Raw genomic sequence first — 13,012 nt, forward strand, 5'->3', positions numbered from 1 at the left:
GTCGCCCGATGACGGTGTCTGCCGATACCTGACATTGGCTGACGAGCGCAGCGAGTGATTGCGATTTGTTTGACTCCCCCGTGGGCGGGCGGATGAGGGCAGGCGAGCGACTGGCTCCAGTTCCTGGCGAACTGGAACTACCGAACCATTTCAAACCGTTGCGCCATTCATCACTCTCGTTCCAGCGCCTCCTGCTCGGCGACGAACTCGCCTTGACGCATCGCCTGTCCCAATTCGGACCATCCTGCTGCACAAGCGAAATGGTGAATACGCTCCAAGGTCCGTGCTGAGGCTTTAACCCGCATTTCCAAGGGAACATCCTCTGGCGTCATGCAGTAGGGCTGCAGGGCAAAACCCGCCGCCCTCGCTACGGCCGCAATAGTGGAGGCAATTCGAAATCCCCCCTCGTCAACGTCACCCCAGTGGTTTATCGGCGTGGTCGGCGGCAGGCTCGCCAGCAGACGCCCGTACATCGCGCGCCAGGCTGGCGAAGGCATGCCCGCTGTGTAGATCAGAAGCACCGCGTCGTCTTGCCGGCGCTTCGCCTCGCTGTGAAACGTGGTTTTGTTCTCGATGGTGATCACTTCAATGACCGAGCTCGCCACCCCGTGGATGGTTGCTGCCGGTAGGCCCATATAGGGCGCGTCGATCAAACCGGTGGCGCGCTCCCGTGCGACGTGCACGTGGCCGGCCAATAGAACTGGATGCTCTTCCCGGAACAAGCCCAGCTCCTGCCAAACCTGGGCCGCGGCCCTTGAGCTGTCCTAACGCTGCCACACAGCAGGATGTCGAGCTGGTGTGTGAGCCCCTCAATCCGCTTGCTGTCCAGAAACAGTCGCGCACTGAATTCGCGCACCGGGGCGGCAATCGCGTCCTGGCTGCGCGCTGCACAGGCACGAATGGTCTTGGCTGCATCAAGCCAAGCATCCGCATCCTCCGGGCCCAGTCCGCGCACCTTGGCCATGCTGGTCCAGCGTCCAATCACTTCAAGGATTACGGGGAACTCCGCCTTCAGCGGTTCTAGTTGCCCAACGGTCTGGGACAGCTGGTCGGCATAGGTAATGCGCCCCAGAAATCTGGCCAGCGCCTGCACCTCCACCAAGTCAATACGCTCGATTAATCCATCTTGCGGATTCAGCTTGTCACGCTGCAACGTGATGGCCCCAGCATCACGCGCGGCCAGGAACGTCTCGTCGCATTCCTGCTTTTGCTGCCAGCTCCTGAGGTCGGTGTACGGCTTCAAGTGCGTGGCTGTTAGTGCAGGTGCACGCGCACGTGCACCTGCAGCGTGCTTGTTGCCCGCGTGCAGCAGCTTGGCGAGCAAGTCCCTGGCGATGGTGCTCGCGCTCATGGTGTGGGAACGGCCGCAGTTCGGGCAATGGGCTCCTGGCGGACGGCCAGCAATTCAGCCTCCAAGAGCTCTGGATGGTATTCCCACATGTCCTCCCGGAACTGCTCCCGCATGGCCTCGCTGACTCGGCGCTCTTCTACCTGGATCACATGGCGGGTTTCGTCCTTCATGATCTCGAAGTACCGGTGCAAGAACGCGGTTAGCGTCGGTAGGTTCTCGCCCGGGCTGGCCAGCAGTACCTGCAACCCGAGCTTCTCGAGATAGCGCATGGTGGCCACGATGTTGGGCGTGTCCATCTTGTCGAAGGCTTCGTCCAGGAGGATCAGCCGTAGGCCGTCCTGATTTTTCTCATCCATACGATAGGCCGAGGACAACGCGGCACCCGCAATCACGTACAGCGGCGCGCGGTGCTCACCACCGGAACCGGGGCCAATGCGCTTGCTCAGGTGGCCAACGGTCTTGGTGACGCCTGTCACCGGATCGTCGGTTTCAATCTCGATGTCGAATTCAAAGAACTCTCGGTAGTCATCCAGCGGACTCTTGACCGCTGCATTGCCTGCGGTAGTCTTCTCGCGCAGCAACTCTTCAAACTGGGCGGGTATGGCCCCAGGCTCGCCAAACAGTCCGCCGTCAGCGCCGAAGTCAGCAATGTTCTCGATGAACTTCTTCAGCGGCAGCAGGTCAGGACGGACTTTGGACTGGAACTGGTACCGTTCTCCGTTGGTGAACGCGGGGGAGGCCTTGAGCGCATCGTTCAAGCGCTTGAAGGTGGTGGTCTGGTATTTGAGGTTGGCATGTAGGGCAAGTGCCACGTCCTGCCGGAAGGTGTTTTGCGATGCGAGGTAGGCCTCCTTGGCCTGTTCCTTGTACTGCGGCAGCTCCGTGTTCTGCAGCTTGGCGACATGCTGTGCCATCCAGATCATGGCCTTGCGCCAGTCGGACGTCACCTCATCGCTGACGGATTCGCGGTGGTCGGTCAGAAAGGTCCCCAGCAGCGTCTGTGCCGGACCCAGGTGGCGCACCATGGCTGAATTGCATCTCTTAGATTGGCTCTCGCAATGGTCGGCCATCGCCTGGTAGCCCTCGCCGAATTGCTCCAGCAGCGAGTCCCAGCGATCTGACGCAAAGACCGGGTCATAGTCGGCATGGCCGCGGCAAGCCTCATGGACCGATCGCTTAGCTTGGAGCTCCAGCAGCTTAGATTGGCAATCTTTCGTCAAGCCATTCAGAATTGTTTGAGCCTCAACGACAGCATCTCGGGCGTCCCGAGCATCCGTTTCGAGTTGTGGCTTGCGTTCCTGCAGCGCGAGCAGCTTTGAGCAAAGGGCTTGGTATTCGGCGCTGGTGCTGCCGGCGATGCGCTGGTTGGCGAGATCCTGTTCGGTGAGCGCCTCGCCAAGCTGGCCCGCGGAAGCGAGCAGGAGGCGCAACGTCTCTGGCGAAGACAAGCTCTGTATCGCTTGGCGAATACGGTTGATGGACCCTTCGCGTTCCTGCAGTCCGACAACCTTCCTGTTCAAGTCACGGGACTCAAATCTGAGCCCGTCGACCTGACCTTTGGCGCCGGCGCCAATCTGCAAGTCCGCTTCCGGAACCAGCTTCAACCGCTCAAAGTCCCCAGGCCCCACCAGCATGCCGTCCAGCGTCAGCGTACGTTCACCCCGGAGCGCCTCTTGGGCGGTGTTCGCGCGCTTCAGGTTGCCCAGCTTGCCACGCAGGTAGGACACGGCCTCCTGGTTGTTGCCCTGTATCAGACTGGCCACTGTGTCGGCGGCCGGTTGGCTGTGTCCAGCGCGCGCCTTGTCCGAACGCACGATCTTGACACCATAGATGGTCCGCTTGCCCTGCAAGGATCGATAGATGTCAAAGGCTGCGCCCTCTTCCTCCTTGTCGCGCAACAGGATCGCCTCCACATTCCTGCCTAGGTAGGCTTCGATGACCGGTTGCCATTGGGGATCGGTCACCTTCACCAGATCGCAGACGGGCGTGGGGTGCAGGCCATGGTCCGAGAACTCATGCATCAGTCGGGCAGTCGGTTCACTGACTTGCGTGCGGTTGGTGTTGGCGCGCTCCAAGCCCAGTCCAATCGTCGTGAGCCGCTCTTTGGCGAGTCGGATCTGCTCCTTGACGGCGTCATGTTCCTCAGTCAGACGCGCAGCCGCGGACTTCAGCGTTTCCGCCAGGCCCCGGATGATCTGGCCCAGCCAACTATGGTCCACCCCGTTTTGTTCCCACGAGAACTGGCGGAGCTGCTGCGCTCCCAGCGCAAGTGCAGGCTGCCATTGGGCCAGGAGGTCGTTGGTACTGGCGTTTTGAAGCAGCTGCTGAAAGGTAAGCAGCTCACTCGTCAGGTCTGCTTCCCGGCGGGAGACCTTCTCCTGCGCTTGCGACAGAGCCTGCTGAGCGACGGCATTCTCGGCGTGGTCCGCGTGGGCGAGTTGCAGTGCAGTCAGCTGGTCCACTTCGCGAGTCCAGTCCTGCAACGCTTGACCGGCGCTTGCGCTGGCCCGAGTGAATTTCTCAAGCGCTTCTTCCTGATCAAACTTCTCGGTCGTCAGCTTTTCGTGGGCCGCACTACTCAGTTCGTAAGCCGCGGACGCTTGTAGACCGGTCCAGGTGACGGATTTCCGTGCCTCGATCAATGCGGAGTCAAAGTTCTTGGTCACCTCCAGGCCCTGGGCGATCTTCTGCTCAACGCCTTCGACCAACTGGTTGATGCGCTTGAAAGTTTCTACCAGCTGTTTGAACCTGGCGATGTTGGTAGGCCTGTCTTCCAGGACATCCTGGCGAACGATCTGGTCCACGGACTTGGAAAAACTCATGCGCAGCGCGAAGCGAAACGCGCGCGCAAAGGCGTCGTAGGAGGCAGGGCCCGCCTTGCCGCGCAGCATGAACAGCACCTGCTTGACGTAGCTGGAGCCATCGTCAAACAGCGGTTCCTCGCCGGTGACCTTCGACTGCTCCAGCAACCGGTGGCGGAAGCTGCTCCACGGCAGGGGCATGGTCGCCCCATCCACTGTCTGCAGATGTTCCGACATGGTGAGCTCCACGCCTCTGATGACATAGCGCCCCAGAACCTTCTCTGCCTCGTTGCCCAACGAGGCCTCGATGCACACGCCCATGGATACGGGCTCGTTGGTTTCGGTGTCGCGCCAGACCAGGGTGATGTAGGTGGTGGCTTGCGGTCGCGCGCACTGTTCAATGGTGTCGCCATACTGACCGAGGCAATACGAGCGCAAGGTGCGGCTCTGATGCGACTTGGAATCAGCCTGGGCATTGAAATGCATCAGGTTCTTGTTGGCACCCATCATCGCAATCTGCACGGCATCGAGCGCCGAGCTCTTGCCGCTGCCGTTGCGACCGAACAGACCGGTGATCTCTTCCAGGCGGAATTCCTGCTGCTCGTACAGCAGGAACTGAACCAGTTTGACGCACTCAAGCCGCTTCATCGCTCGTCCTCTGGTTGTCCCCGATCGCCGCAGAGTCGCCGGCGCCGGCAGATCCATCACTATGTGTCTCGTCCTTTGCTGCTGCCCATTGCGTCAGCCGCATCAAGGCGGTCTCGCCCAGCACATCGACAATGGCCGGGCGGATGGCCACACCGCCAGCTGATTGCTCCTGCAAGGGCGTGAGGCTGCCGGTGTCATCGTCTTCCAAGCGCCTGGCAATGCCCCAACGCTTGACGGCGCGCAGTAGCGTGTCGAGCTCGCCCCGCGTCGGCAGATCGCGACCAGTCATGAGCCGAAACTTCTCTTGCAGTTCGATGTAGTCGCACAGGACCTCGCCGTCTTCGGTGAGCCCGCCAGCGCGCACGCCCTCGTCGTACAGCCCGCGCAGCACCAGGGAAAATAGCGTCTGTGCTACGGTTGCTGTCCCGACCTTGGCGTGTCGCGGCAGGGCGGTGACGTAGCGCAGCTGCCGATTGATCGACAGGGTCACTCCGAGCGGGGACAGGACCTTGGCGAACTCGCGCTCGTAGAGATCCAGGATGGCGTAGGTCACGCGGCTATTGCGGTCGGAGTGGTAGATCACTTGTTCGGCGACCAGCCGGTATGCCGCGATCTCGAAGTCTTCGACGGTATAGATGCCACCAGCCGGCCGGCCAGATCCTCCCAATTCTGTTGGGTGCTCATTCGGTCTCCCTGCCTTTAGTCCGGCGTTTGCGCCAGCTCAGTGTGAATGTCTTGCCGCTCAAATAGGGGTGTTCGGCGGTTTCGTCACTGGTATAGCGCAGCTCTATGCCCGGGGCTGACGCCCGGCCTTCCATTTCCAGCCTTGCGATCCGGGAGTTGGTGGCCATGGCCACGCTGGTCAAGACTTGGAATGCACGCAAGTCCTCAATTGATCCACAAGGCAAGTCGCCACTACCGGCGGTGGCCGTGTCTTGGAGCACTTTCTCGGCATAGGCACGCAGCTTGAGGGGTGTGATGGAGCGGCGCTCTTGGGCACGGCGTACCAGGTTTCCAATCGCGCGCGTACGGTCGGAGATGATCACTTGGCGCAATGGCGTGGGCGCCAGCCGCGGCACATCCTTGCGTGGTTGCGCTAACCGGCCGCCACACATCAGGGCATCTGGGGGGAACACACGCGCAACATTGATGTCGGGATTGGCAATCAACCGGTCCATGGTGTGACGAAGCAGGTTGTCTATGGGGCGGATTGCGCGCAGCTTGTATTCCAGGAAGGCCAGTGCACGTCTGTTGGCGCTGCGGATCTCTTCGTCCAGCCGCTCCAGGTACTCCTCGATCCGATCGAGTTCGTAGAGGCGCTGCAAGTCGCGCTGGAACGCGGCCTGCCCCTTCCTATCGTCCCCGCCGCAAAGGCGGTTCACGTACCAGTCCAGCAAGCGACCACGGTGGTCAGCCTCTGTGTCTATGTCTGCCACGGCGTCCAGGATCTGCTGTCGCTTGGACAGCGGATGCTCCCGTGTGCGCAGTTCCTGATAGTCGCCAATGAAAACCTGTTGGATGTAGTCCTGGAAAAAGGTCCGGACATATTGGGCGGTGGTGGGCTGTGCACCTATGGCCGCCATGAGGTCGCGTACGTTGGTGCCGGTGTTCCGGATGTAGACCAACAGGTTGCGACACTGTTCAGCAGCCTCACGCAACAGGTCGCCGCTGGCCACGCCCTTGTGCACTTGCGCCACGGCGGCATCGATCGAGCGGATCTTGCCCGAAACGAAGACCGGGCCAGTCTCGGCAAAGTTGATTAGCTGGGTCAGCAATTGGCCTACGGCCGGCGCCATGTTGACGGTCTTTTCGATGCCGTACTTCTCGAGCCGGAACCATCCCGCTTCAAGCAAGCGGTTGAAGATACCGATGGCCCGGATGTTCAGTGGCGTGTCGTGCTGATCGCCGGACTCCGGCTGCCATTCGTCGGCATACTTGAGGTGATCTTCGATCTCCTGCGTGATCTCGCGCTGCAGGATTCCATAACTGGGCGGCAGAGGCGCGTCCGGACCAAACCGCCGACGGTGCAAGTGGCACAACAACGCCCAGTACGCGTGACGGTTCTGCGAAGCCAGCGGACCGAACAGGCGTTCCGGGATACGCTGGAAGAGCGCCATGGAAGCGGGGGTCACGCTGGGAACAGCCATTTGCGCACCTGCTCGACGTTCTCTACCGCCAGCTGGTACTCAGGCGGCAGTTCCTTGGTTGCATCCAATGCCAGTCGCAGCTCTTGGACCAAGTAAGGCAGCAGGGCCCCGCGGCAGCTGAGCACGCGCGCCGCGGTCCCGTCAAAGTATTCGCTTCTAACCAGGTCCTGCTGGCTGGGCGTCAGCTTGGGATGCGCCTGGATGCGCACTTTCACAACGGTGTTCCAATTCGCGTCCCCTGCGGCTGTGGACTCGGCTTTCTGATCCAGCATGGTGAGCTTTGCGATCCGCCCCAGCACGAAGTCCCGGAAGTCACCGGTTTCCAGGCAGTAGCCGCGCATATGCCAGCGACGGCCAGCCTGAACCAGACTGTGCGACTCAACGGTCCGCGAGTGCGGCTCTGGGGTGCGCATGGAGCGGTACTCCAGCCTCAGTCGCATGCCCTGCTCGATAGCTAAGCGGATCCGGGAGAAGGTGCTGGGGTTGACTCGGGAAAAGTCCCAAGGCGCCACGGTAACCGGGCCGGCACCAGGGGCGAGGTCCGCATGAATGTCTGCCTCTGCCAAGTAGGCAGCCAAGCTCAGATCGGCTTTGCCTGCCTTGAGGTCAACCTGGGCCTTTCGATAGGCGGCGGGGGTGACAAAGTAAGACTTGCTCTTGCTGTCCCATTCGAACCAGTCCGGAGTCTCTTCCCGGACTTCTCTGAGGAGCTGGCTCACCCGGATACCGCTCAGACCGAGGACGTCTATGAGCCGGCCTCGACTTAGGCGTCCCTCCCATAGAGCCATGCGGCGCATGACCCTATAGCGGTTCTTTTCGAGAAGGTTGGGCAGACTCATCGCGCTCGGCCTTAGTGGTATACATTCCAATATTGTATATTAACCTATACAATATTGGAATGTATACCGTATGCAAGCTGCCTCTCGCGAGGCCCGGCTCGCCGCGGCGGGCAGAGTCAGCATCACCTTCGATACCGGTCGTGGGGCTGACGCATCGCGGCGCCGATAAATGAGTCCGATCTCGCCGGAAGCGTGAGTCCGGGGTCGGTGGCGAGTGGCAACGGACAGCAACCGCTGCGAGGCGGACTTTGTCCAAGGAACCGCTTGAGACTGGGTGCGGTCCGTCAGGGCGGGCCGCCTGAGTGACTGCGCTCGCCGATACCTGACGTTGGCCGACGTGCGCGGTGACCGATCACAATTGGCCGAAGGACATCGGGGCTACTCACTGGCGGATTTATCGTTTGCCGTTGAATGGCCAGCGGCAAACGATAGATGCATTCATGCGCGTCGAAGCTCGCTCGGTCATGAGCCGGCAGGCCTGCGAAGCTTTACAGGGGATAACGTCTTGAGAAGGCAAGCATGACGCTACGGCTTGTGCGGGGGCACCTGAACATCAAACTTCTTCTTGACTTCCGCTTCGAGCTGCGCGAAGTCGAGGGGTTGGATGCCCCCCTCGGTGTCGAGCCCAGACGCCTGCGCGGGCTTCGCGCCCGGCGGGTAGAGAACGACCTTCATCCCGTGCTTGAACCAAGGCTTCGTCTGCGCTTCCTTGTTCAGCTCGTCGACGTACTGCTGAATCGAGATCACTTGCTTCGTCATCGCAGCCTCGCTAGTGGAAGGCGAAGTATGCCGCGAGCTGCGTCTGACTGGATCCAGTCTAGCCCCAGCTATACCCAATAAGCGCATCGAAGCGATCCTCGTGCGGAATGGACGCTGGTATTCGGACCTCCGCAGCGATCACTCGCTTCGGGGCAAGCTATGCTCTACGTCAGGAGGTCCGGGACATGGCGATCGCACGCACAGAGCTGGCAGGCGCTGAAGGCTCAATTCTCAAAGGAATCACCTCGGTCAATGTAATCGTGGGACGGAACGGCGCCGGGAAGAGCCGTTTTTTGCGCGCGCTTGACACAGCGCTGTCGAACGATGCCCAAACCAATGTTCGGTACATCAGTCCCGAGCGCGCAGGCGTTTTCCAACGTGAAGGAAGCACTGCTACGAATATGGAGCGCGATCCAAACTGGCTTAGGCACGTTCGGCGGAAGAATCAAGCCGAAAATTTCAAGGCAACATCGGCCCACTTGCTGCGGGAGCTTGAGATTGTCTACAACCGACGAATCCTGGAAACTCCTGCACTCCGAAGCGACCCAGAGCGCTCTTTCTCAAACGATCTCTTGCGGCGCGTCAGCGGCCTTCTACCCAATCTCTCGATTCAGCAAGAGAACAGCAGCTTCGTTTTTGTTTCCGCCGCCGGCGATCGAGTACCGCCGGACCAGATAAGTAGTGGAGAGTCTGAGGCGATTGCGCTGGCAACTGAGATTCTGTACTTCTTCGAAACGCTTCACTCAGCTCGGTTTAATGTGCTCCTCCTTGATGAGCCCGATGTTCATCTGCACCCAGATTTACAGGCACGACTCGCCCACTTTTTGCTCAGATCAGTAATAGAGGTGGGTGATGCCAACCGAGACCGACTTACGGTGTGTATTGCCACGCACAGCACTCCCCTGATTTGCGCGCTCGCGCCTTCCCCATTCACCTCGATCGGCACCAAAGACTTCCAACAGAGCGTGGTTGAGCAAACGCCTAGCTCCGAACAGCTAAAGAAGGTGGCCCCCTTCTTCGGACACCCTCTGTCCCTCACGATCAGTGGAGACGTAATGCTCATAGTCGAAGGGGAGGATGACGAAAGGCTCTGGCAGCAGGCCGCGCGAACGTCTCAAGGGAAGATTCGAGTATTTCCGGTACTGGCGACATCGGTGGATCAGCAAACCGAGGTGGAACAATTCTCCTCAGCCATGCTAGCAGCCGTGTTTGACGATCCGGTGGCTTACTCACTGCGCGACGGCGATGGTATACGCGACGCACTCCAGCCTATGGGGGTCGTAACCCGTTTTCGTTTGCAGTGCTACGCAATCGAGAATGCACTCCTCACCGACGAATGTCTTGCCGCTCTAGGCACTACCTGGGATGGCTTCAGAGAAAAAGCTCAGCGCTGGCTAGACGAGGACCCCGGCCACAAGGATGTGGCCCTCGTAAAACACCTTATCGACAGTGCCGATCGTCTTCGCGATACCAAGATCAAGGCAATTCGGCAACTTGTATGCTCGATCGGAGGCACAAGCAAGCCGTGGGAGGTTGTAGTCGGTCAGGCCATTGGAAAGCTCAATCCGTCCGAAGCGTCCGCAAGTCCGAGCGCGCTGCTGTCGTATCTTGGTGAGAATGCCGCACGAGTTCTTCTTTCCTGACGGCGCTGGAGCGCCGAATCATGAAAATCAGTCCGCTTCCGACCCATCACCGGGGTTCGCGCCTCCCTAGGTCCAGGTGCGCAATGACTGCAGTAGTGAAGCCGGGACCACAAACTCGGCGCTCGCCGACGATCGTCCGCAACCGCTGCATTTCCAACTGTCGGTGTCAGGACGGCGCGTCCAGACTGGGGGCGGACGGTCAGGTTGGCGCTTCGCACTGTCGGCGGTTGCAGATACTCGTCGCAACTATTCCGAAGTGTCGCTCGCGGCCTTCAGCGCGTCCCTGACCGCCGTCAGGACTTTGGACGGCAGCACTTTGTTCCAGTTCTTGCGCTCTGTGTGGTAGGGCGAGTCGTTAGGGACTCCTGACAAGTCGACCTTCCCGCTGCCGGAAATGCGGAGCATGCCGCGGTCAAAAAGCGTGTGAAGGTCTGCACGTAAAAGGATCGCGTTGCGCTCAGATGACGCACCCGAAGCGGCATGGTCGATGATGTGCGCAGCTTCTAGTGCCTGCTCCGTGCTCTCGTTCGAAACTGCGCATGCGCCATAGAGAGCCAACAGGCGCTTCCGAAGGCGACCCTGATCTGGCCGCAGGAGCACCTCGATCTGCGCGCGCGACAAACCTGAGTAGAGACCGGCAGGCGCAATAGTGATTTTCGGACTCTCACCTGCACTACCATCTACTGGCTCGAAAGTGCCCGTGACGGTTGTGAGGTCGGCGGAGATCGAGATGATCAGCGTTCCCCAATCAACAGAATCCCCGTACTTAGCTGCGATCGCCGGATTCTTCCCATGTCGTTCGTCATAAACGAGCGGTATAGACCATCTTTGATTCGAGTCACGCGCAAGCTTCCCACAACGGATCGAATACGTCGTGGGCTCCGATCCGTCCAACCATGTTTCGACACTTTCGAGTTCGGCACCCGTCTCAAGTGAGTCGAGCTCTAACGTCATGTACTCAATCCAAGTTGACCAGCGGAGCACCAGCGGCAAAGTTGTTCTCGCGGCCAGGTCTGTTGTTCCTGCAGCAGCGCTATGTCGCTTGCGTCCCCGTCCTTTGGGGCCATCGCTCGTCGCACTTGATACGGCACGCACGTGATAACCCACGTCGCGCAGGCGCTTCTGGGCCACCTCCAAAAGGCGAGCATCGAAGTGGTTTCGCCACTGCGATTCAAGCACCAGCGCTTCGACGGTCAAGTCAAGACGTTTGCCTTGCCAGAGTTTGGTGAACCCATCCGAGATCTTCAGACCGGACAAAAGCTGTACAGCCGTCTGGTAGCCGCCTTGAGAGCCGAGCATTTGAAGAAAAATGTTTGGCGTGTATCCGATGCTCGCCTGCGCTTCGTGTGCCTTGTCGTACAGAAATTGTGTGAATCGATCGTCTTCGGTCGGTGTCATGGACATTGTGTATCCCAAGTGCAAGTCAACAATTCTCGACCCATCACGGGCTCGACACCATCGGTGAACACGATCATTGAGAGCTCTTGCCAGTGGGTCCAGCAGCCTGTAGGGGGACGGCCAAGACCCGCGGCGACGCTACTCTTGGCCGCGGACTCGGGGCCATGAGCGCGGGAAGGTTCTTCGTCTCGCGCGTGGCGTTCGACGCACCACGAATGGCTCCGCCGCTGCCAAGCTCCCGAACGTCTCTTGACACCAGCGCTGGTGCGGGATGGCTCAATGACTGCATCTGAGCGGAGACTGTGAACTGCACCTCCACGGACGACCGACCGCAACCGCTGCACAGTGGACCTGCAGTGAGCCCTACGAGGTCTGACGAAGTGCTCACCGGGAGAAGCCGGGCAGTCCCCTGCCAAGCGCAATGAATCATGGACCGGGCATGCACTTCCCCGCGCGCGGAGACCAGTAAGACTCGACCAACACACGACCGACGTTCGGTAGCGTCAGCGTCGCCTCAAGTCCCTGATCTTCGCAAACGTCTGCTGGCTCACAAAGAAGATTCCCGCCAGACACGCAGCCTCCCGGCCGATACTCTCCCCAGACGCCGTTGTCTGCGTCTGGATTCAATATCGTCTCGATGAATTCATGGGATAACGTGACCGCTGTCTTCTGAAACTCAGGGTCGGACACCCGGGGAGCCTCCGGATGATTTCCGTTCCGGAGAATTTGCACGATCATCAGTGGTCGCACCTCAGCCCAGTTATCGCACTGAAACGAGAAGTGGACGCCGAGTTCTGAAGGATCGTAGTCACCGGCTCCGACGAACACGACGAACACACCGTTCGCGTCGGCCATTCGAGCTTGCGTCGCGTTGACGCAGGCAGCTTCTATGGCACTGCTCCTGTCCAAGGTAGTTTGGGCGCCGCCCGTGGCATCTGTTAAGACAACTGGTCGGTCGCTGGCGTAGTCCACCGTGCCGCGCTGATATTGCATGCCGTAATCAGCCGCGGCCGCGGTGTATGCCTGTCCGCTTTCAGCTAGGTCGGCGAGCACCCCGGTGTACCCTTTGACTCTCACGCGCTGCCAGTCGGTTGACCCGTTGAGGTAGGTCACATAGAAGTGTGGCGAGTCCAGCAAGCGACCACCGTGAGAAGCCATGGTGACCTGCGTTGGGTCGATTGGAGAGACAGCTTGGGCGTGAACAAAATGCGGAGGGGGGAGTGGCGCCCTAACAATCTTCCCACGCGGGTGCGATGCATCCACCGGCACGTGTTCCACGTGATCGGACAGAAGCTCTAAGGAAGGTCTGAACAACTCGAAATCGCGAGTCGCTCGTCCTGGCGTGATTCGCGCAAGCTCGATGATTTCATGATCTTCTGATCGTCCGACGTGATTTCGACCGCCTTTCGGCGCCTTCATGCTGCTT

General features: G+C 60.0%; 10 protein-coding genes. 1 reads left to right on the forward strand and 9 read right to left on the reverse strand.

Annotated elements, in window-relative coordinates; all coding sequences use genetic code 11:
- Positions 1–170: 170 nt before the first annotated feature.
- The 7 genes from JWP60_RS24445 to JWP60_RS24475 form a co-directional block, all read right to left on the reverse strand.
- Positions 171–653 carry a Wadjet anti-phage system protein JetD domain-containing protein gene (locus JWP60_RS24445; RefSeq protein ID WP_299797430.1) on the reverse strand — a complete coding sequence of 161 codons (483 nt, stop codon included), beginning with the start codon at positions 651–653 and terminating at the stop codon, positions 171–173.
- The gene (locus tag JWP60_RS24450; RefSeq protein WP_299797432.1) at positions 650–1,351 is read right to left on the reverse strand and encodes a hypothetical protein; all 702 of its coding nucleotides are present in this window, start codon (positions 1,349–1,351) and stop codon (positions 650–652) included. Before JWP60_RS24450 ends, JWP60_RS24445 begins: the two co-directional genes overlap by 4 nt.
- Positions 1,348–4,800 (reverse strand): SbcC/MukB-like Walker B domain-containing protein, encoded by a 3,453-nt coding sequence (locus tag JWP60_RS24455; protein ID WP_299797435.1) that lies wholly within the window; start codon positions 4,798–4,800, stop codon positions 1,348–1,350. Before JWP60_RS24455 ends, JWP60_RS24450 begins: the two co-directional genes overlap by 4 nt.
- Positions 4,787–5,467 (reverse strand): DUF4194 domain-containing protein, encoded by a 681-nt coding sequence (locus JWP60_RS24460; protein WP_299797438.1) that lies wholly within the window; start codon positions 5,465–5,467, stop codon positions 4,787–4,789. Before JWP60_RS24460 ends, JWP60_RS24455 begins: the two co-directional genes overlap by 14 nt.
- Positions 5,468–5,480: 13 nt before the next feature.
- Positions 5,481–6,947, reverse strand: coding sequence for a Wadjet anti-phage system protein JetA family protein (locus tag JWP60_RS24465; RefSeq protein ID WP_299797441.1), 1,467 nt, complete (start codon positions 6,945–6,947; stop codon positions 5,481–5,483).
- Complete coding sequence (locus JWP60_RS24470; RefSeq protein ID WP_299797444.1) at positions 6,929–7,786, reverse strand: WYL domain-containing protein; 858 nt, start codon at positions 7,784–7,786, stop codon at positions 6,929–6,931. The genes JWP60_RS24465 and JWP60_RS24470 overlap by 19 nt, the downstream gene beginning before the upstream one ends.
- A 525-nt stretch (positions 7,787–8,311) precedes the next feature.
- Positions 8,312–8,545, reverse strand: a complete 234-nt coding sequence (locus tag JWP60_RS24475; RefSeq protein ID WP_299797447.1) for a hypothetical protein — start codon at positions 8,543–8,545, stop codon at positions 8,312–8,314.
- 185 nt (positions 8,546–8,730) lie between these two features.
- Between JWP60_RS24475 and JWP60_RS24480 the strand changes: the two genes are divergently transcribed.
- Positions 8,731–10,188 carry an AAA family ATPase gene (locus JWP60_RS24480; protein ID WP_299797449.1) on the forward strand — a complete coding sequence of 486 codons (1,458 nt, stop codon included), beginning with the start codon at positions 8,731–8,733 and terminating at the stop codon, positions 10,186–10,188.
- A 246-nt stretch (positions 10,189–10,434) separates the two neighbouring features.
- Here the strand turns inward: JWP60_RS24480 and JWP60_RS24485 are convergent, their stop codons facing one another.
- Both JWP60_RS24485 and JWP60_RS24490 read right to left on the reverse strand, forming a co-directional pair.
- Positions 10,435–11,586 (reverse strand): HNH endonuclease signature motif containing protein, encoded by a 1,152-nt coding sequence (locus JWP60_RS24485; RefSeq protein ID WP_299797452.1) that lies wholly within the window; start codon positions 11,584–11,586, stop codon positions 10,435–10,437.
- Positions 11,587–12,012: 426 nt separating this feature from the next.
- The coding region (locus JWP60_RS24490; protein ID WP_299797455.1) for a hypothetical protein at positions 12,013–13,012 on the reverse strand (1,000 nt) is incomplete at its 5' end.

The organism is Ramlibacter sp. (genome assembly GCF_028291745.1).
Classification (GTDB): domain Bacteria; phylum Pseudomonadota; class Gammaproteobacteria; order Burkholderiales; family Burkholderiaceae_C; genus Ramlibacter.

Excerpts from the sequence above, each read along its gene's own strand:
- JWP60_RS24450 (WP_299797432.1), bottom strand. The coding sequence starts at position 1,351 with ATGAGCGCGAGCACCATCGCCAGGGACTTGCTCGCCAAGCTGCTGCAC.
- JWP60_RS24455 (WP_299797435.1), bottom strand. The coding sequence starts at position 4,800 with ATGAAGCGGCTTGAGTGCGTCAAACTGGTTCAGTTCCTGCTGTACGAG.
- JWP60_RS24465 (WP_299797441.1), bottom strand. The coding sequence starts at position 6,947 with ATGGCTGTTCCCAGCGTGACCCCCGCTTCCATGGCGCTCTTCCAGCGT.
- JWP60_RS24470 (WP_299797444.1), bottom strand. The coding sequence starts at position 7,786 with ATGAGTCTGCCCAACCTTCTCGAAAAGAACCGCTATAGGGTCATGCGC.
- JWP60_RS24475 (WP_299797447.1), bottom strand. The coding sequence starts at position 8,545 with ATGACGAAGCAAGTGATCTCGATTCAGCAGTACGTCGACGAGCTGAAC.
- JWP60_RS24480 (WP_299797449.1), top strand. The coding sequence starts at position 8,731 with ATGGCGATCGCACGCACAGAGCTGGCAGGCGCTGAAGGCTCAATTCTC.
- JWP60_RS24485 (WP_299797452.1), bottom strand. The coding sequence starts at position 11,586 with ATGACACCGACCGAAGACGATCGATTCACACAATTTCTGTACGACAAG.